The organism is Tolypothrix campylonemoides VB511288_2, from assembly GCF_045999855.1.
Classification (GTDB): domain Bacteria; phylum Cyanobacteriota; class Cyanobacteriia; order Cyanobacteriales; family Nostocaceae; genus Scytonema; species Scytonema bouteillei_A.
Map to the genome: position 1 here is coordinate 499,037 of NZ_JBFPMW010000001.1, position 20,724 is coordinate 519,760.

The window sequence follows — 20,724 nt, forward strand, 5'->3', positions numbered from 1 at the left end:
TTGTACATCTATTGAAATCACCCCAATGGTTTTTCAAATTCCTGGTGTCAAGTTTGACTTCGATATCATCAAAAAGTATGATACTCCCGTACCTAGATACACTAGTTACCCACCCGCTACTGAGTTAACTGAAGAATTTACAGAGAGAGATTTTCAAACCGCGATCGCAGCCTCAAATCAAAGAAAGTCTCCTCTATCTTTATATTTCCACATTCCCTTTTGTCAAAGTGCTTGCTATTTTTGTGGTTGTAATGTTGTGATTTCTAACAACAAAAATATTGCCAAGCCTTATGTAGATTATTTGGTTCGAGACATTCAAAAAACAGCTAGCCTAATTGATGCAGATAGAAGAGTGTTTCAAATTCATTGGGGTGGTGGAACCCCAAACTACTTGAGTTTGGAACAAGTAGAACATCTGTGGAAAAATATCACTCAAAACTTTGATGTTAGCCCAACAGCAGAGGTTTCAATAGAAATTAATCCTCGCTATATCGATAAAAACTACATTTTCTCTTTGCGAGAAATTGGGTTTAATCGAATTAGCTTTGGAATTCAAGACTTTAATACTCAAGTTCAAGCAGCAGTTAACCGCATTCAACCGGAAGAGATGCTGTTTGATGTCATGAACTCCATTCAAGAAGCAAAGTTTGAAAGCGTGAATGTAGATCTCATTTACGGTCTACCCCATCAAACTGTTGAAACTTTTCAAGAAACGCTGAGAAAAACCATCGCACTCAACCCCGATAGGATTGCTGTTTTTAACTTTGCTTATGTTCCGTGGCTCAAGCCAGTGCAGCAAAATATTTCACTTGATGCACTTCCAAAAGCAGAGGAAAAGTTAGAAATCCTCAAAATGACTGTTGAGGAACTGACAAATCATCAGTACTTGTTTATTGGTATGGATCACTTTGCCAAACCTAATGATGAATTGGCTGTTTCCCAACGCGATCGTACCTTAAAGCGTAACTTCCAAGGCTACACAACTCTAGCACAAGCAGAACTGTTTGGTCTTGGTGCAACATCTATCAGTATGCTTGAAGATACTTACACTCAAAACTACAAGCAACTGAAAGATTACTACCAAGCAATAGATAGAGGGCTTTTACCAACGAGTAGAGGCATTAGACTGACTCAAGATGATATCCTCAGACGGGAAATTATCATGAGTATAATGTGTCATTTTCAACTTTACAAGCAAGATATTGAACACAAGTACCACCTCAACTTTGATGAATATTTTGCACCTGAGTTAGAAGAGTTAAAGCGCTTGGAAGAGGATGGACTCGTTAGATTATCGAAAAACCATATTAGCGTTACGGAGATTGGTCGGTTATTGGTGAGAAATATAGTTGTTCTCTTTGATACACACGTGAAGAAGCAAGAACAGAGATTTTCACGTGCTATCTGAATGTAACATTGCAAACCCAGCCATCTGCTAAGAATTGAGTGATTTGTAGATTGTCGTTGCGAACTAAGCAGGTTAAAACTGAGTCAAAACTTTGTTAGGTAGAAAGTACACCAAAATAGGTTACTACACTTGGATGTGGTTTTCTTCCGGACAAGATTGTCAACACCTGGAAAATTTTTGCAAGCCAATTCAACTCTCGCTCTAAAATTACGCAGATGAGATTACGTGTTCTATTACTCAGTGCCATTAGCATAATGCTGCTATCGTCTCCAGCCTTCGCAGCACGTTTGCAGTCTTGGCGCTTTGACCCGGCTAAAAATCAGCTTGACCTAACCACAGATTCTGGAATCAGACCTCAAGCTTTTCTACTCAATAACCCAACAAGACTGGTTATCGATCTACCTGGAACCACTAACTTAGATGATAATACAGTTCGTAAAAGTTTTGGGTCCGCCGTTCGGGAGATTCGTATCGGACAGCCAGACCCTAAAACAACCAGAATGGTGATTGAATTAGCACCCGGTTATACCGTTTCTCCAGAAAACTCACTGGTTAAAGGAGATTCTTCCTCTCACTGGATAGTCAGATTTTCATCCATCGATCGCACCACACCTGAAAATACGACATCCAGTGAAGAAAAAATTCCTATTGAAATCAGCAACGAATTTACCTTTGCGGGGACTGTTCCACTCAACAAGGAAATGTCACAGATTTATCCTCAGGTCAAAAAGTTGATGTCTCGTTACAGCTTTCTTTCACCAGGGATGTTTTTCCTGGATTTAGAGACAGGTAATTATTTAGATATCTATGGGGAAAAGGTATTTCCGGCTGCTAGTACCATCAAATATCCTATTCTGATTGCTCTATTTCAAGATATAGACGCTGGTAAAGTTAAACTCAATGACACTCTAGTCTTGCGGCGCGATTTGAAAGCTGAAGCTGCAGGTTCCGGAGTCTTGCAATTTAAACCAGTGGGAACCAAACTCAGTGTTTTGGAGACTGCTACTAAGATGATTACTATTAGTGACAATACTGCCACCAACATGATCATTGACCGTTTGGGTGGTAAGGCTAAATTAAATCAGCGGTTTCGGAGTTGGGGACTGCAAAATACTGTTATTCGCAATTTATTAGGTGATTTTAAAGGAACGAATACAACCAGCCCTAAAGATTTAGCTAGGCTGTCGGTGATGATTGATAACGATAAACTGCTCACTAACACAAGCCGTTCCAAAGCTTTGGGTATCATGCGTCGGGTGGAGAACAGAAGGTTGTTGCCATCCGGGCTGGGTAAAGGTGCGACGATCGCTCATAAAACAGGAACCCTTGGAATTATTCTTGGGGATGCAGGTATTGTCGAGCTACCTACAGGCAAACGTTATTTGGCAGGGATTTTTGTTAAAAGACCTTTTGGTGATACAAGAGCACGAGAATTTATCAGTCAAATTTCCAAACTTGTCTATGGCTATATCAATCAACCAAAGCTGACTCGTCAACCTTAAGGGCTTCTGAATCACAAAAAGTTCCAATATCTCTTGTGATGTGGGCGATCGCTTTGTTCCCAGGCTGAGCCTGGGAATGCCTTTAGCGGAAGGTTCTGTCTGGTGTATGCATCTAGCTCGTTAGAGCAATTTACATGGACTTAGATTCTGCGAATTTGGCAAGTACGAGTACCTCTTCCATTAACAGCACCTTTCATTCCCAGAACAACAGCCCTCACACGTTGTTCTGGCGTTCCATGATGGTGTCTGTGACCCCATTGATAATCTCCAATTCGATGAGCGAGAGTTGCAATTTCCAAAATATCTTTTTTATCAAAAACAATATTAGGAATTAATCCCAAGTAAACACCTGCCAAACAATCTGCTTGTAGTTCTGAGATGGGCGTCACTCTTGGTTGAAAACCATAAGCTGTCTGCATAGCATGGGCATACTCGTGACCAATAATGTAAGCTAGAGCAGCGTCCCCGTGCTGATAAGCCATTCTAATATCTTGAGCAGTAATGTAAACAGTGTGATTGCGTTTGCAGTACTGGCTACCTAAAATAACCCCGCAACCACCGCGCCGTCCTCGTGCAACGCCCCAGACCAATTTTGGTGTTGCTTTATAACCGTGAATATGTTGAATTCCGGCATAAACTCCATCGATTACAGTTTGGGGTGCTGTTTCTGCTTTAGCAGGTAAACTCACTAGCACAGATCCAATACTGATTAAGGTCGCAGTCAGTACCTTGAGTGCCTTCATTATCACCTCAGATTTACTAGTACATATAGAAGACGGAAAAATTTCTTGGTTCCTTTGGTGCCTTCTACAAACACTACAATCTCAACAATACCGCTTCCACGTGTCGTTGCTGTGGCGATCGATGCTTTATATTTGTTGGATTTTCCACTCTTTGCTATCTAATAGTTCTAAAATCGTCTGGTGATATTTCAACAAACTGGGACGATGGCCAACACTGATGAATGTGGCTCCTGTCTCCAATAAATGTTGATAAAAACTCTCTTCATTCTTGACATCCAAAGCACTCGTCGCTTCATCCAGAATTACGTATTTCGGTTTGGCAAGCAAGATTCGGGCAAAGGCAACACGCTGCTGTTCTCCTAAAGAAAGGACATGAGGCCAGTCTTTTTCAGTATCGAAACCACCGAATCTTTCTGCTAGATATGGTAAGTTAATTTGTTGCAAAATTTGATGGAGTTCGCTATCAGTCGGATTGGCATGAGTTTGAGGATAGACTAACTGCTGCCGAAGAGTCCCCAAAACCATGTAAGGACGCTGGGGTAAAAAGAGTATCTCCTCTAGTTTGGGTCGAATAATCGTACCACTACCGCAGTTCCATAAACCTGCGATCGCTCGCAGTAAAGAACTTTTTCCACACCCACTTGTACCCTGAACTAACAGTCCTTGTCCTGCTTGCAGTTCTATTGAAATAGACTGGCACAAGGTTCTCTGATAGTTTGGCGTATACAAGGTCAAACCTTGGATAGCTATAGAGTTGTTTTCTATAGTCTTAATTATTGGATAGCTAACCGTCTCTCTTTTAATATCTGTTCTTGGTTGTTGAAGGATATTATAAAATTCAGATAAACGTTCAATTCCTGCGCCCAAACTAGTTAAATTTTCAAATCTTCTCACAATTAAATACATAGCTCTAAACAAAGCTAAAAATGCTCCTTGAGCTTCTGCAATTTTACCAATTTCTAGTTCACCTGAAAGAACTCTTGGAGCAATAAATATAGCTGGTAGAATAACAGGAATTACTTCATAAAATCTAATAAAAGAACCAAAATATAAATGCTGCCAGCGTATCCAATAATCCAAATTTTTATAGACTTGCTCGAAGAGCGATCTGAGAACATTTGTTTCCTGTGATTCCCCTCTATAAAAGGCAATAGATTCAGCATTTTCTCGCAGACGAATTAAACCAAAACGAAAATTGCCCTCTTTTTTCTGTTGATTAAAATTAATGTTAACTAATTTTCTGCCAAAGAATCCAGTTGCAATCAAAGTAGCAGTTCCAGAATAAATTAACAGAAAAATCATGAGATTTGGTGAGATAGCCCAAAGAATTCCACTGAAAGCAATGACTTGTATGACAGTATTAAAAACATCCAAAAAGATGGAAAAAGTCACTTCTGTGAAACCTTGAATATCTTCAGTTATACGCTGATCGGGGTTATCAATATCTTTGTGCAATTGGCTGATTTCATAAAAAGCCCGATTGCTTAAATATTGACTGATAAAATGATTGGTTAACCAATACCTCCAATACAAAATAAGTTTAAATCGGATATAAGTGTAGCCAGACCACAACAAAACTGATGTAATTTGTAACCCTAGAAATAATCCAATACTTGTCCAGAATCTCTGAGGATCTTTTGCTGCAAGTGCAGAAAGAAAATTACCCTGTTGTATGTTGGACATAACACTCAACTGAGTGGTCGCTTGCAATAGCACTAAAAGCATAAAGGCTAAAGAAATCGCCAGCCACTTTTTATTACTACACCAGAAGAGTTTGGAGATCGCCCAAAATTGCTTGAAGTATTGTAGATTATTTTTGAGATATTTTTCCAAACCAAAGGCAACAGAGTTTTTTTCCATAAATCAAAACAGACGCAAATTCAGAGCTTAATTCATCCCACGCTAATTTTTTACTAACCCCAAGCTCTATAGAATGTAGTATCCTGCCAAATTGTGGCAGTACGTTGCTCAATGGCTGTGAGTTGCTCGTCAGTGAGTTGCCGGACAATGCGTGCTGCGTTAACATTGTCTTCCAATTGTCTGACATTATCTGCAGAAATGATGCAACAATGGACTCCAGATTGGGACAAGGTGTAACTCATAGCTTGCAACATACTTGTCAAACCACCTGCTTGAAATAACTTTCCATATGCAGGCACTTTCATGGCTATGACACCTATATTCTGTTTCTGAGTTTCTAATAAAATCTCGGGAAAAAACGGACGCGGATGGTGTTTTTCTACCGCATTCACGGGTATTAAGGCAGTGTGAAAAGGATAGCGGCGTAAAGCTTCTAGCATAACATCTGGTTCTCGATGTCCTGTAATACCAACGAACCGCACAAGTTTCTGCTGTTGAGCTTCCTCTAATGCTTGAATTCCTCCCGATTTACTAAAGATAGTTTTTAGTTGTTTGGGAAAAGCTACACTATGCAACTGCCATAAATCAAGATAATCTGTCTTCAAACGTTTGAGCGATCGCTCTAATTCTCGCCACACTCCATCGCGATCTTTTTCATAAGTCTTACTTGCTAAAAATATCTTGGAACGATGCGAGGGTAAAACTTTACCTAAATAATCTTCACTTGGTCCATAACTGGCAGCTGTATCAAAGTAACGGATACCCAATTCCAATGCTTTTTCAATAATCGCTATGGCATCCTGTTCTTTTCCTTCTTTGGATAGAGGTGATTTAGCAGACGCTCCTCCCAAACCAAATATTGGGACACTAACTCCTGTACGTCCAAGAACTCGTTCTAGCATGGTTGCTGGTGTAATAGCAGCATTGGATGTTTCAGTTTGCAAGCTATTAGCTCCTACAATACCGCTCGCAACCGCAACACTGCTTAGTAAGAAATTCCGTCGCGTTGTTTTTTCTATCATAATGTTTCTCCAAAATAAACAAAATGATTGTACATATCAAATGCAATTCAAAATAACAAAGATTTTATATTAACTCTGTTATTACAATGCTGTCGTGAATACTTTACACTTGTTGAACTTTCCATTGTTTGCTATCTAATATTTCTAAGATCGTCTGGTGATATTTCAACAAACTGGGACGATGACCAACACTGATAAATGTTGTTTTTGTCTCTAATAAATGCCGATATAAATTCTCTTCATTCTTGACATCTAAAGCACTTGTCGCTTCGTCTAGAATCACGTACTTGGGTTTGGCAATTAGAATTCGGGCAAAGGCAACACGCTGCTGTTCCCCTAAAGAAAGTACATCATGCCAATCTTTTTCTACATCAAAACCACCAAATCTTTGTGCTAGATCTGAAAGGTTAATTTGCTGCAAGACTTGATGGAGTTCACTGTCAGTCAGATTCACATGAGTTTGAGGGTACACTAACTGGTTGCGAAGTGTCCCCAAAAGCATATAAGGACGCTGAGGTAAAAATAGTATTTCCTCTAGTTTTGGTCTGGTAATTCTACCGTTACCAGAATTCCACAAACCTGCGATCGCTCGCAACAAAGAACTTTTTCCACAGCCACTTGTTCCCATAATTAACAGTCCTTGACCGGGTTGCAGTTTTACGGAGATATCCTGACACAAGATTCTTTGATAATTTGGTGTGTACAACGTCAAATTTTGAAGAGCTAAATGTTTATCTTCTACTGTCTTGATAGTGGTATGAGAAATTGGTTGATATTTGCTTTGTGATAAGGGTTGTTGCAAGAAAGTATATAACTCTGATAAACGCTCAGTGCTAGCTGCAAACATAACCAGTTCGTGAAAAGTGTTAGCAATCACAAACATAGATCTAAAAAGAGACATGAATGCTCCTTGAGCTTCTCCAAATTTACCAACTTCTATTTGACCGGAAAGAATTTGAGGGGCAACAATTATAGCTGGTAAAATACTAGGAATAAACTCATAGAATTTAATAAAAGCGTTTAAGTTAAATTCCTGCCAAAGAAGCAATTTATTGAAGTTATTAAAGACTTGATTAAATAAAAGGTTAAGTTGGTGAGCTTCTTGTGCTTCTCCCCGATAAAAGGCAATAGATTCTGCATTTTCCCGGAGACGGACTAAACCAAAACGAAAATTACCTTCTTTTTTTCTCTGAGCGAAATGGAGCTTAACTAATTTTCGTCCGAAGAAACCAATTGAAAAGATGGTACCAGTACTAGCATAAACGATCAAAACTATCATCAGAGTTTTTGAAATTCCCCAAAGTACTGCACTAAAAGCAATTACTTTAATACTGGAATGAAACATATCAAAAAAGAATGATAAAAACCCATCGGCAAACTTATAAGTATCTTCCGATATCCGTTGATCTGGATTATCAAGTTCTTGATGAGATTGGCTCAATTCGTAAAAAGCTCGATTTCCAAAATATTTTTCTAGAAAATGATGGGTTAACCAACGTCGCCAATAAAGCGTCAGTTTTTTTCGTATAAAGTTATAACTGCTCCAAATAGCAACCATTATTAGATATAAACCAAACAAGTTCCTGGTAGTTGTCCAGAATCGACTACTATCTTGAGTAGCAAGAGCAGAAAGTACATTACCTTGTTGAGCATTTGCCAAAACATCTATATGTGTAGACACTATCACAAGAATGATGAGTGTTGAGAGCATTGCAATCGCTCCCCATTTTTCATTTCCAAACCAGTAAAGTTTGGCGATACTCCAAAATTGCTGGAGAAACTGAACATTCAAGCGTCTCATAGCTCTATGTGATACTCCATATATTCTCAAAGAACTAACCGTTGTATTTACAAGTACTGAATTAACAAAGATCTTTAGTTGTAGAGCGTGTCTGTAAAAGCTTTGTCATTGCTTTTTTGTCATTTGTAACGGGAGTTGTCAGTAGCTTTTCAATAACAGCCCGTGTTGTAGCAGCAGTGACGTCGTTTGAGGGTAATCGCTGAAGGCTCCAACGTACAGTGTGTTCGATACGATTACCCTTCCTTAAAGGGAGTAAGGGAGAAAGAAGTTCTAATTCGTTGTAAAACAGTTTAGAATCTCCTTGATTGTAAACTTCTATAGAAAAACCACTGCCAACAGCACCGTCGGGGTAGTCTCCAGGTGTGTGAGAAGCCCGTTCAACCATAGCTACCCCATTCTTAACAGCAGCTAGCGCTGTAACTAAAGAATCAGCACCTATTTTATAGTTGTTGTGAGAAACAGAGGAAGACCCCTCTAAAGGTCTTAATTGTAATAATGTAGATGTAGCCTCGACTACAGGAGATTCATTTGGTGGAGGTGTTATCCAATGGAAATTCTGCTTGTATGGGCTTTTTGGGTTAAGTGGCACAAAGATAGCGTCTGTTGGCACAATCTGAGTCACATTCCAAATCGATATCAACAACGGATCGCCCTTCTTTTTTTCCACTATTTGCCTGATAACAAAGTTTCCATCTTTCTCAAACCAATATTCTCGCAGGATAAGAGCACCGAGTCCGGGCGATATTTCGCTCATTGTTTGCAAGCGATTGTTAGATAATATTTTTGTCTTGTGAGGGCTACCATCCCAACTTCCATCAGGAGGCCAGCTACGTCCGCCGATCGCAGGCCACCATAATTGTGGGGCGGGCCAGGTTTTATCACCACCCCAGTTATGCCATTCGTCCTTGTTGTAATTTTTTTGAGTAGAATTCCACAAAAAGTTGGTTTCTCCTATAAAGCCATAATGCATAACTCGACCAATTTCGGGTACAACAACGGCTTCGGTACAACCATCTGTAAGTCGGAAAGCTGTCCGTCCATCGTAAACTATACGAGTTACTTCTCCGACAGCCTTAACTGCTTTTGAGTGCGTTGTAATTTCCCCCAAGACTTGATTGTGGAATTTACTCAAGCCCAGGCAAATCAATGAAATCAAAACACATAGTAATATTACGTGCTGTTGCTGTATAAGTTTTGGTGGAATAAAAAATTTCTTCACTTACAGAGAAAGTATTTCATCAAAAGGAATACGAGCGAAAAATTGAGCGCACAGAGCAACTCTTTATACTGTTTCTTTAAATGTTGGGTTGGCAGCAGACAATAGCTTTTAGACTCTGCTAAAAAAGGGGGAAATTTCTCCAAGTTTCCCTTGTCTAGAAGAGCCACTGCCTTGGGGAGCTAGTGATGTAGGAGGGTTTCTCTCCCCAGAGAACTGGTATCCAGGTTTCCCAACTTGTAGCAAGTGGGTGGATTTAGAGGGATCTTAATATCTTGCTTTGTATAGAGAGAATCGGTGTTACAAACCCATGGAAAAGACAATACCTATATAGGCGCAATGCACATACAAATGTATTTAGTTCCTGTCAGTGACAAGAATTTTGTTGTTATGAGTATTGTAGATTTAAGTATACAGTTCTTTTCTTCCCAATTATACACAATTGATATTCCTAATGATAGATGTCTTATTAAAAAACGAAAGCTAGAGGAACTTACACAAAGCAGCCTTTAAAAAGGAGAGATGAGGGGATCTACAACCTGTGAAATCCCGAACACATCGTTGAAGTTGCGTAAGCCCCCGATCTAAGCTGCCATACATTGAAGTGGCATCTTTTCACACAAAGATTGTTAATAGTTGGCGATCTAATACTGACAATAGGCGCTTCTGTAGCAACTAACGATTAATCGCTAACAACCTCCTTAATGAATAAGTGCCGCTTATCAACGCATTAGCTTAGGACAGTGTCTTTGTCTGTAAAATGACTATTTATTACCATATTTTCACAATACGTGCAAAAAGTGAGGAATTAGGGAGGATGTTGTAAATTTTTTAACATAATGGGCTAAAGTTGCAACTATGCCCACAATCACAACTGTGTTTGGTTGTAAAAAGGCTTGATGAATAGCGTAAATGTGATATATCTATGTAAGAAAAGTATTTTTCTTTACCAAGAAAGGCAGATACCAAAGGGCAAAAGGCAGAAGGGATAAATCCCTTCTGCCTGACACCGTCGATACGGGTGTGCGACTCGAAGGAGCAAGAGTTTAATACCCCCACCAAATTTTCAATTTGGTGGCTGTTGAACAAGAGGGGTCAGAATCCCCTTCTGTACAACAGCTTCTGCCTTTTGCCTTTTTCAATCCCACAAATCTTATTGACTGAAAATCCCGCAAACGTAAATTAGTAATACAGACTATAGATGCTTTTGAGAAACATAACTAACACCATATTGAGGGTTGCTTTATGTAGCCTGTCCTTGACTGTGTTATTTGCAGCATCAAATAACAACTTTACTGAAGCCAGGAGTTCTTCAGAGCTTGAAGCTCTGAAATCTCTTGCCAACAAGACTTCAGTAAAACCAAGTCATATAAATAGAAAGCAAGGTCTGCAAGCAATTGTTGGTCTCAACGCCCAGGTGGAAAAAGTAGCGACAGGTTTTAAATTTACAGAAGGACCGCTTTGGCACCCACAAGGCTTTTTACTCTTTAGCGATATTGCTGAAAACAGTATCTATAAATGGATACCAAAGAAAAAATCAGAGATATTTCGTCGCCCTTCTGGTAATGCTAATGGTAACACATTAGACCGAGAAGGACGGTTGATTGCGGGCGAACATAGCGGTCGTCGTGTATCTCGCATTGAAAAAGACGGCAAGATTACCACGCTTGCAAGCTATTATGAGGGTAAACGCCTCAACAGCCCAAATGACTTGGTTGTGAAATCAGATGGAAGTATTTACTTTACTGACCCGCCTTATGGCATTAGTAAAGAGCAAGAGGAATTGGGTTTTTATGGTGTTTATCGTCTGACACCGGATGGAAAGCTAACTCTGTTGGTAAATGATTTTGTACGCCCCAATGGAATTGCCTTTTCCCCTGACGAGAAAAAGCTGTATGTAAATGATTCGGAAAAAAGTCACATTCGTGTTTTTGATATCAAGTCAAATGGAACGTTAGAAAACGGGCGAATTTTTGCAGAACAAAAAGACTCCAGCAAACAGGGCGTCCCGGATGGTATGAAAGTAGATGTGCGAGGTAATGTTTATAGTACAGGTCCGGGAGGTGTATGGGTTTTTTCACCCTCAGGGAAACTTTTGGGTAAGATTGACGTACCAGAGGTTTCGACTAATGTAGCGTGGGGCGATCGCGACTATAAGTCACTCTACATTACCGCAACCACTAGCCTTTATCGTATCCGCCTCAATATTGCAGGTATAAAACCGGGTCAGTAATTATTTGTAATAGGCATCTCCGGAAATGAGTGAGCAACTCAGACTACACAAGGTTTTTATCTTCTTTTTCGGAGATGTCTCATTGAGAATTCGTAATGAAAAATCAGGAATTATCAATTTTGAAACTACCTATTTTGCGAAGAAACAATTTTTCTGACTTTGCCATCGCTCTTAGATGTTACGTAAAGTTCTCCCTCTTGGTCTACTCCGAATCGGACATCTGAGCGTTTGTGACCAATTATGTCGAGAAAAGAACGTTCGCGATCGCCCTGAAACAACCTCAATTCTTTTATTTTCGCTTGTTTGCCTTCAATCAAGTCATTAACAGGGACATGGAAAAATCGCCCATCATTGCAGAAGTCGGCAAAAACATACTGACCGATCAATTCAGGAATGGCTTTGCCTCGGTAAACAAAGCCACCTGCGATCGCAAAAGCATAATACTTTTGCGCTCCTATAGGTTTATCGTGGTCGTATTGTGCAACGGGATAAGTGTAATTCAAATCAGCATCGTTAAGAGGCAAGCTCAAGAGAGCATTTTCGTTATTTTCATTGATAACCCAAGTCCCTTCTCTCTCACCCCAACCGTAATTAGCTCCTTTTTTGCCAAGATTCACTTCCTCAATAAAAGCCTGACCTATATCAACAATCAACATCTTACCCTCACCACCCGTATCCCAACTGAAGCGATGAGGATTACGCAATCCATATGCCCAAATCTCACCTAATGTTTTAGGATTGTTATCCTCCACAAAAGGATTATTAGAAGGGATACCATACTTACGATTAGTGCTATTATGACCGTCAGGAGCAATGCGTAAAATTTTTCCAAGTGGCGTACTCAGATCTTGCCCGTTATCCAGTGGATCTGTCTTGCTAACTGGAAAGCCATCGCTACCGCCATCAGCAACAGCAATATAAAGCAAACCATAATCCGGGTTACCAGGTTTGGCATTGGGGTTAAAACTCAATTGCCCTACATTGTGATCTGGATAAGGCTGTTCGATACGAAGAATCTCGCGGAATGTTCCAGAAAAAGTATTGGCAGACGGGTTTATGGCAGTCCACTCTCGAATGACATCGTGATGCGAACTTTGTATAGTCTTTTTCGCACTGTCAATAATTCTTTTAGTAACTGGAAAATCAGGTTTTTTCCTCTGTTTAATCTCACTATGGACAGTGTAAAAACGTCCATTTTTAGCAAACTCTGGGTGAAACGCAAAATAGGTAAAGCCTTGTTGTTGGGTTTGTTCAAGAAATTTTTTGCCCACTAATTTCTTAATATCCATGTAAACGCTAGCGCTACCGTTAACGATCGCATAGAGCTTCCCACGCGTATCATTCACAAATAATCGCTTGCTTCCATCAAAAGGGGCTACCTCAGATCTTGCACCTGGAAATTTGAATGTTAATTCCTTGACTAAGTGCTAGTTCTTTTAGGCGCTCAATATTATGTAAAAGAAGCAACACAACCAGGTGTGGAAATAGAGTTTGGAATGCAATGTCGGCGGCTTGTCCCCAATCAGGCACATTTGAGGCGCTCGCCGTGGATAAGTAAGCCCAATGGGCTAAAACATAAGAAATCAGGGACAAGACCAACCAACGATAGACGCCCAAAAGAGTCCCTTGCCCAAAACGATGCAACCCGAAACGGTGTTTTGCAGTTTTAAACCACCCCTCGATCTGCCATCGACGTTTACCCCACCAAGAAATGGTGCTGGCTTTGAGAGCTTTGGTAGAGACCACAAATCGTTTTTCATACTTGCTATCATGACGTTTAAAGTAGTACCAGGATACAGAGACAGGAAATTTCAAGCCGTGAAGGTGCAGCTGTTGTCCGCGCTTATGTAATCGAGAAACACAACGTCCATCTGTTAATTTACGAGTGCAAGCTATACCAGCAATCACGTGGTATTTCAGCTTTCGGACACCATGTAGAAACTCAACGCTACCAAAAGCTGTATCGACGAGAACCAAAACCTGGAAATGCTTGGTGAGTTTTTTCGGCAAACATTTGACCAGCTTCAATCCTAACTGTGCGGGTGAAGGAGTCCCTTTTCCTTTCCAGACGCGAAAACTCCAAGGAACGCGCCAGCGACCAACAACCAGATACGCGACAACCAAATGCAAGCCGCGTTTTCCGTGGTAGACGTGGATTAAATTTGACAATCCCTTAAATTTTCCAGATTTTTCGAGAGTGGTCAGGTCAATAATCACTTGTAGAAATGGTTTACGTCCTTGAGGACAATTGGATAAAATCTCCTGAATAATACGGTTGCGAGTAGTACGAATTACATTCAATGTTGACCAATTGTAAATATTGAGAAATCGGCTTAAGGCGCTATTCGACTTACTTTTACTATGTTCAGGTAAAGGATAACCTTGTGCTGTTAAGAACAATCCCAACATAGCTTCAAGATTTTCCTGTTGGTAGACAGAGGGCATTAGTGATAGTAAGGTGTAAACTAAGTTTTGGGCGTGGGCAAGAATGTTTTTCATTGTTCTTGCAAGATTTATATGCATTTCAACGCCCTTTTTCTCATATTTTGGTACAGAATTGCAAATGCAACCGCTTTGAGTCAAAACAAAGGTTAACATTTGACAAAGAATGATAATCGCTGAGGGGGGGGAATATGACTTAAACCATAACTTGAGCCAGTTTGTGAACCATAACTTGAGCCATAAGTAACGGCAAAATAAGCCTTACGGGAAAAAGCGAAAGAAAACTTTGCAGCAAATAATGAGCCAGAGTTGATTTTTTGCACTATAATATGAATTGGAGTTTTAAAAACCTGAGTGGACAAAACCCCAAGCAAACAAACAGCTTTTAGCCGTACAAATTTCAACTTTTGTCCTAAAATATGATTCAAAATAACCAAGATATGCTTCACTCCCCCCGTAATTAGTAATATAGACTTGTGTAGTGAAACCCAAAAATGTCTCTAGATATAGGGTTTTAGGGAGAGTCAAGAAAAAAAGAAGCCCAAACACACACCTATCACCTGTGGCATCAATGAACTCCTCTGAATTTGACCAATGGTGTTCCCAACAGCAACTAACGGCATCTTGCCAAGACCTAATTGCCACAATCAGGTCAGCCCCACCCTCACGTCGTGTACAAGGACGCGCCAAAAACGTCAGCGGAGTTTACCCCAGCCGGAAAATGGGTCAAACCATCCAATTTGAGAGCCACACCGTAGAACTGTGGGCAATCTACCAAATGGAACACGACCCAGAGGTATTGGAATACTACGACCAGCCACCCCCCTTCAAAATCCAGTACCACAACAAAACAGGACGCAAAATAGGTCACTACCATACCCCAGACTTCTTCGTACTCAGAACTAATGGTGCAGCTTGGGAAGAATGGAAAACCGAAACCGAACTCAAACGACTAGCCGAAAAATACCCCGGACGCTACCAAAAAACAGCCGACGGGAAATGGCACAGCCCACCAGGATGTGCCCATGCTTCTTCCTACGGACTTAAATACCACATCCGCACCGATAGCGAACTGCATCCCATCTTCAGCCAAAACCTCATCTTTCTAGAAGACTACCTGAGATTCAACACCAACATCCCCCACACCATCACTGAACAAACACTCACCGCAGTCCAAGCCAACCCCGGAATCACCATAACCGCCACACTTGCTTCAATACCCGGAGTCAGAGCTAACGACATCTACGCCATGATAGCCACAGAGCAACTCTACGTAGATCTGTATGCAGCACCCCTAGTAGAACACTGGCGAGTACAACTATATCTAGACCAACAAACCCATCAAGCCTACACACATCTAGCCATAACAACACAGCACCATCAACCAATACCCCCACCCACAGCACTCCTACCTTCCACAATCCTGCTATGGGACTCTAAGCCCTGGACATTAGTCAACTTTGGTGAAATCGCCACCACACTCCTACCAGAAATCGGACAACCCATTCAACTACCAACAGCTTATTTCCTGCAACTATTAGTTTGCGGCAACATCAAAATTCAAAATTCAGAAAAACAAGCATCCATCAATAATGCAGTCCAAGCACTCATGGATGCCGCCTCTCCCAGCGACCTCAGCCAAGCAAACCGCCGATTTCATCTAGTACAAGCCTATATTCAGCACCAGGCAGATATCTACAAAGATATTCCTGCCAGTACCTTGAAACGATGGGTAAAACAGTTTCGAGAAGCCGAAGCCAGGTATGGTTGCGGTTACGTTGGTTTACTACCACGTACTTCTAGGCGAGGAAATCGTCAAACCAAAGCACCAAACCAATCAAGCGAACTACTCAATAAATTTATTATCGAACACTTCGAGACACCTAGGCAAGCACCAGCAGCTTCAGTATATAGATTATATATTAGAGCTTGTAACGAATTAAATATACAACCCCTGAGTTCACGCACCTTTTATCACCGCCTCAAACAGCGCCCCATTCATGAACAAACCAAAAAACGTCAGGGAGCAAAAGCTGCATACTCAACAGAACCAACAATCTTAGAACTAGCCCTAACCACGCCCCGGCATGGAGACAGACCCTTTGCCATCGTCCACATTGACCACACCCAACTCGACATCGAACTACGCTCAATTACCACAGGACGGAACTTAGGAAGACCTTGGCTAACATTACTCATTGATGCCTATTCCCGACGTATCCTCGCCCTTTATCTCACCTTTGACCCACCCAGTTACAGGTCTTGCATGATGGCACTACGGTCTTGTATCCAGCGATTTGGTCGTTTTCCAGGGGCCGTAGTCGTAGATGGCGGCAAAGAATTTCATAGCCTTTACTTTGACACCCTACTAGCACGCTACCACTGCATCAAAAAAACACGTCCTGGTGGTAAACCGCGTTTTGGTTCAGTCATAGAACGATTGTTCGGCACAACAAATACCGCGTTTGTATACAACCTCTTAGGTAACACCCAAGCCAGTAAACAACCACGGCAACTGACTCCATCCGTTGACCCCAAACAACAAGCTGTGTGGACATTGGCAGATTTGTATACTTACCTCAGCGAGTGGGCCTACACCATTTACGACACCAGCGAGCATGATTCCTTGGGAGCAACACCATTACAAGTGTATACCGACTCCTTGCTGATAGCCGGAGAACGAGAACACCGACACATTGCCTACAACGAAGACTTCCTCATGGCTACACGCCCCAGTACAGCCAAAGGAACGGCTTTAGTCCAGCCAGGAGTTGGAATTAAAGTCAACTATCTTTATTACTGGAATGATGCTTTCCGCAATCCTGCCGTTGAAAAAACCAAAGTTCCCGTGCGCTATGACCCCTTTGATATGGGTGCAGCTTATGCCTATCTAGAAGGACGCTGGGTTAAATGTATCTCCCAGTATTACAGCACCTTTGTCGGACGTACAGAGAAAGAAGTGCTGTTAGCCGCAGAGGAAATCAGAAAAAAAGACAAGGGGAATTCTCAGAGTACGAATATCTCAGCTAAACGATTAGCAGATTTTATCGCCAGAGCGCAAGAGCATGAAACGCTTCTACTGCAAAGATTACGGGATTTAGAAGCCAAAAGTGTACGGGAAAATTTAACATCTGGTGGACATGATGTCCCGTCCGTTTCCCAAGTACAAGTTATACCGCAATCAATAGCAGTTCCACTCAACAGCAAAGATGTCGCCAAAGTTCATAAAACTGAAAATATCCAACTGTTGGATGTCACAAAACTGCCTGTTTTTGAGGAATACAAGTAATGGAGAACTTTCCTGAATCAGCACAGTCCCAACTCAAGCAATTCAAGGAATATGCAATATCTCATCCCCAGTTGGCACAAGTGGATATGTTGCTGATGGGTGCGATTCGTGAACCTGCGGGGTTTGCCCATGTCTTGGTGTATGGACCTAGCGGGGTGGGAAAAACGACGATGATTCGGCAGATTACTAAACGCTTAAATGGGACTACTGTTGACCAGAATGGTTCTCTTTCGTCTGGCTATCGCAATGGCAATATGTCCCCAATGCCACTGTTACTGGTAGAAACACGACCTCCTGACGGTGGGTTGTTTAATCGTACTGATTATTACCGCACGGCACTGAGGTTATTGGGAGAGCCATTTTATGAGCGGCGGATGATGGTGGATATTGATGCCGAGCAAACCTGGGAGAAAAAGGGGCGTGGCAGAAGTAAAACGGCACAGTTTAATGATTCTCCTGAACTGCGTCAGGCTTTGGAAGAAGCAATGAGTAAACGCGGTGTTAAGGCTGTGATTTTGGATGAGGCGCAGCATTTAATGAAGATTGGTAGTGGGGCTAGTGGTGGTAAGCTTTTAGACCAGTTGGATTGGATTAAGTCGATGACGAATGTGACTGGTGTACTGCATATTCTCATTGGCACTTATGAACTTTTGAATTTTCGCAATTTAAGTGGACAGGCATCACGCCGGGGGTTAGATATTCATTTCCCCCGTTATTTGTTTCAGCATGAACTTGATAGGCAGGATTTTCAGGGAGTTTTACTGGCGCTGCTGAGGCAAGTTCCCCTTCAGGTTGATATTCCGGCTTTGATGCAGCATTGGGTTTATTTCTATGAGCGTTCTATTGGTTGCGTAGGCGTGTTGAAGGATTGGTTAATTCGGGCAGTAGCGGCGGCGTTGCACGATGGTTGTGATACCCTGACTTTGGAGCGATTGCATGAACATACTCTTTCGCTGGCTCAGTGTGAGCGGATGGCGATAGAGGCAACTGAGGGTGAACAAAAACTTTGTTACATGGAAAGTCGCCGCGAACATTTATGGCATTTGTTACAGATGGGGATGACTTCGACTTCTGTTCCTGGTGGGATTGTAGATTTATCATCTGGGTCAAAGTCTACTGTTGCACCTGTTTCTACTGCTACTACTAAATCTACTCGTAAAAAACGTTCTGACGCACAGACGCTACAGGCTAATACTCCTACTCCTACTTCAGAAGCAATAGCTAGTAGCCCAGAACCTAAGAAGAGGCAAACTCGAAAAAAGAAGGAATCTCCTGTGGTAGTAACTGAAGCTACACAGAACACTCAAGAAATGACGCAGGATATACCCAGTGCTGTGACTGAGGTCGCAGAATCACAAACTCAGCCTAAGAAGAGACAAACTCGGAAAAAGAAGGATACTGCTGTAGTTTCCGAGGAAATGCCACAAGATACACTTAGTTCTCAATTCGAGGTAATATCTTTAACAACTGAGTCTAACAATGTTGAAGCAGTTCCCAAGAAAAATGGGCGTAGGAGTGTCGGACAACGCAAGCCACAACGAGATAAGGTTGGGGAGTAGGTAGAAAATTTACAATCTTTTGCTTAATAGAGTGATGTATTGATTAAGAGCTTTTTGGGTTGTTTTGTACCCAGGGGCTTGTTTACCTAATTTTAGTTCCTGTAATACTTGGTCGCGTAAAACTTCAAGTTCCACCATGTTCGGCAGTGTCGGTGTACGCGGTTGTTGATCTTGATTTTCCTCTTTCCGTGTAATACATGGGAAACTCCCCTCTTCTTCCCGTGTATTACTTGGTGTATGAGAACAAAAAAGTTCTACATAAGACAATAAAGTCGTACACAAGACAATAAAGTCCTACACTGAAACCATCCATACTTTGGTACGTTTGCGACTGGATTTTGTATGATGGGCCGTATCACTTAAAGCATTTTCAATCATCTTGGTGTAAAACTTTATTGTCACGCTCGCTCCTCAAAAAAGGAATGGGCAAACGTCCCAAGGTAAAACTTTATTGTCAATCCAGTTTTTTTGGCTAACGTAAGATTAAGGCTTGGGGGCTACGCCAGTGTAAGACTTTATTGTCTCAATACACTTGGTAGATTGTTGCTTTTTACCATCTCTTCTAAATAATCTGCTCAAGTTATTCCTAAGCATTCAGCAGCTATGCCCAATGCTTTCCATGTGTCATCTGTTAGTCTCAATGAGCGGATTTGACGGTAATCATCGTTTTTGAGGGTAAATTTCCCTTGAATATCCCGTTTCAACATCACCCTTTCCATGTAATACACCGTTAGGTTAACAAATTTCTACTGTGTAATACATGGGGAAATGAATTTTCTACTTTGACCGTTTTTTTGACCCATAAAATGAACATCTACTTTGTGAAGCATAATGTGAGCTAAAAGCTCATTTTATGGTGCAAGTCACAGGGAAGTGGTCGCCGTCGGCGACCACTTCCCCCATATACAACTTCAAACATAAAAATAAGGGTAGAGGCGGCTCCCGTCGGGAGCCGCCTCTACCCCCTCTCGACGATTATCATTTTAATTTAAAGATCTGGGTTGATAGTTCTCTAAGCATTTATCAGGAATAACGCTAACGTCTTGAGATAATTTCATTACAATATAGTACTTAAGCCTATTTCATTTCTCTTTGTTACACTTTTACCTCTTTATTCGCCGATCTGCGGGTTACCCTTACAGGTGCAAGATCTCAGCTACAAGCATATTCAAACGAGCCGCTTTTTTTTCTCCAGTTCCACTATCAGGAATTTGTACAATCTCTTTGAAGCTAACTGAGAGGCTTGATTTTTTAACAGGTTCAGGAATGGGATTATTTGTTATTGTATAACTTGTCTGCAACTTAACGTTTTGCTTGGGTTGAGTTGGAGAAGCAGGTTGTAACGCTAAAAGCCAATTTGAATTTTCTAGTAAAGATGCAGTCACCCCTCCCAGACTTAAGGTAGTCCCAGCTATTATAGCTGCCAGTTTTCGATTCAATTTCATTGAAAAATCTCTGATTCCACGAGAAATGAGTAAAAATGCTAACAACACCCCTAATAAATCCTACTCTGCTTTTAATCGCATCAGCTTAGGACAGAGCCTTCGTCAGTCAAATGACTCTTTTTGACTACAGTTTTAGGATACGTGTAAAAAGAGAGTAACTCGTGAGCCAATTGTAAATTTTTGGTGAAAAATTCAGAAAAGTGC

Annotated in this window: 13 protein-coding genes and 1 pseudogene; 5 read left to right on the forward strand and 9 right to left on the reverse strand. The window is 41.2% G+C overall.

Annotation, left to right across the window (positions count from 1 at the left end; all coding sequences use genetic code 11):
• Positions 1-25 precede the first annotated feature (25 nt).
• Entirely contained in the window at positions 26-1,408 is a 1,383-nt protein-coding gene (hemN, locus tag AB0756_RS02220) for an oxygen-independent coproporphyrinogen III oxidase (protein ID WP_038082535.1), read from the forward strand.
• Positions 1,409-1,623: 215 nt separating this feature from the next.
• Positions 1,624-2,910, forward strand: a complete 1,287-nt coding sequence (locus AB0756_RS02225) for a serine hydrolase (RefSeq protein WP_038082537.1) — start codon at positions 1,624-1,626, stop codon at positions 2,908-2,910.
• 140 nt (positions 2,911-3,050) lie between these two features.
• On the opposite strand, the gene AB0756_RS02230 is transcribed toward AB0756_RS02225, so the two are convergent.
• The 5 genes from AB0756_RS02230 to AB0756_RS02250 form a co-directional block, all read right to left on the reverse strand.
• Positions 3,051-3,653: a neutral zinc metallopeptidase gene (locus AB0756_RS02230; protein ID WP_038082538.1), complete on the reverse strand. Its 603-nt coding sequence runs from the start codon at positions 3,651-3,653 to the stop codon at positions 3,051-3,053.
• 126 nt (positions 3,654-3,779) lie between these two features.
• Positions 3,780-5,513, reverse strand: a complete 1,734-nt coding sequence (locus AB0756_RS02235; protein WP_050045555.1) for an ABC transporter ATP-binding protein/permease — start codon at positions 5,511-5,513, stop codon at positions 3,780-3,782.
• Positions 5,514-5,566: 53 nt separating this feature from the next.
• Positions 5,567-6,535 carry an aldo/keto reductase gene (locus AB0756_RS02240; RefSeq protein WP_050045556.1) on the reverse strand — a complete coding sequence of 323 codons (969 nt, stop codon included), beginning with the start codon at positions 6,533-6,535 and terminating at the stop codon, positions 5,567-5,569.
• Positions 6,536-6,638: 103 nt separating this feature from the next.
• Entirely contained in the window at positions 6,639-8,336 is a 1,698-nt protein-coding gene (locus AB0756_RS02245; RefSeq protein WP_038109523.1) for an ABC transporter ATP-binding protein/permease, read from the reverse strand.
• 61 nt (positions 8,337-8,397) lie between these two features.
• On the reverse strand, positions 8,398-9,555 hold the full coding sequence (locus AB0756_RS02250) for a hypothetical protein (protein ID WP_137986213.1): 1,158 nt from the start codon (positions 9,553-9,555) through the stop codon (positions 8,398-8,400).
• A 1,261-nt stretch (positions 9,556-10,816) separates the two neighbouring features.
• Here AB0756_RS02250 and AB0756_RS02255 point away from each other — a divergent pair.
• Positions 10,817-11,785 (forward strand): SMP-30/gluconolactonase/LRE family protein, encoded by a 969-nt coding sequence (locus tag AB0756_RS02255; protein ID WP_237266096.1) that lies wholly within the window; start codon positions 10,817-10,819, stop codon positions 11,783-11,785.
• Positions 11,786-11,910: 125 nt separating this feature from the next.
• Here the strand turns inward: AB0756_RS02255 and AB0756_RS02260 are convergent, their stop codons facing one another.
• The 3 genes and pseudogenes from AB0756_RS02260 to AB0756_RS02270 form a co-directional block, all read right to left on the reverse strand.
• Entirely contained in the window at positions 11,911-13,131 is a 1,221-nt protein-coding gene (locus AB0756_RS02260; protein ID WP_167844825.1) for a PQQ-dependent sugar dehydrogenase, read from the reverse strand.
• An 88-nt stretch (positions 13,132-13,219) separates the two neighbouring features.
• A pseudogene (locus AB0756_RS02265) lies at positions 13,220-14,308 on the reverse strand (transposase); the annotation flags it as partial.
• Positions 14,309-14,376: 68 nt separating this feature from the next.
• Positions 14,377-14,664, reverse strand: coding sequence for a hypothetical protein (locus AB0756_RS02270; RefSeq protein ID WP_167844823.1), 288 nt, complete (start codon positions 14,662-14,664; stop codon positions 14,377-14,379).
• 134 nt (positions 14,665-14,798) lie between these two features.
• On the opposite strand from AB0756_RS02270, the gene AB0756_RS02275 reads away from it, so the two are divergent.
• Both AB0756_RS02275 and AB0756_RS02280 read left to right on the forward strand, forming a co-directional pair.
• A complete protein-coding gene (locus tag AB0756_RS02275) occupies positions 14,799-17,516 on the forward strand; it encodes a TnsA endonuclease N-terminal domain-containing protein (RefSeq protein ID WP_050046025.1) in 2,718 nt (905 codons plus the stop codon).
• On the forward strand, positions 17,516-19,075 hold the full coding sequence (locus AB0756_RS02280) for an ATP-binding protein (RefSeq protein ID WP_038092080.1): 1,560 nt from the start codon (positions 17,516-17,518) through the stop codon (positions 19,073-19,075). Before AB0756_RS02275 ends, AB0756_RS02280 begins: the two co-directional genes overlap by 1 nt.
• A gap of 1,136 nt (positions 19,076-20,211) precedes the next feature.
• Here AB0756_RS02280 and AB0756_RS02285 read toward each other — a convergent pair.
• On the reverse strand, positions 20,212-20,520 hold the full coding sequence (locus AB0756_RS02285) for a hypothetical protein (protein ID WP_038091807.1): 309 nt from the start codon (positions 20,518-20,520) through the stop codon (positions 20,212-20,214).
• Positions 20,521-20,724 lie beyond the last annotated feature (204 nt).

Coding starts and splice junctions, on each gene's coding strand:
- AB0756_RS02280 (WP_038092080.1), top strand. CDS start 17,516: ATGGAGAACTTTCCTGAATCAGCACAGTCCCAACTCAAGCAATTCAAG.
- AB0756_RS02275 (WP_050046025.1), top strand. CDS start 14,799: ATGAACTCCTCTGAATTTGACCAATGGTGTTCCCAACAGCAACTAACG.
- AB0756_RS02245 (WP_038109523.1), bottom strand. CDS start 8,336: ATGAGACGCTTGAATGTTCAGTTTCTCCAGCAATTTTGGAGTATCGCC.
- AB0756_RS02235 (WP_050045555.1), bottom strand. CDS start 5,513: ATGGAAAAAAACTCTGTTGCCTTTGGTTTGGAAAAATATCTCAAAAAT.
- AB0756_RS02230 (WP_038082538.1), bottom strand. CDS start 3,653: ATGAAGGCACTCAAGGTACTGACTGCGACCTTAATCAGTATTGGATCT.
- hemN (WP_038082535.1), top strand. CDS start 26: ATGGTTTTTCAAATTCCTGGTGTCAAGTTTGACTTCGATATCATCAAA.
- AB0756_RS02225 (WP_038082537.1), top strand. CDS start 1,624: ATGAGATTACGTGTTCTATTACTCAGTGCCATTAGCATAATGCTGCTA.
- AB0756_RS02285 (WP_038091807.1), bottom strand. CDS start 20,520: ATGAAATTGAATCGAAAACTGGCAGCTATAATAGCTGGGACTACCTTA.
- AB0756_RS02240 (WP_050045556.1), bottom strand. CDS start 6,535: ATGATAGAAAAAACAACGCGACGGAATTTCTTACTAAGCAGTGTTGCG.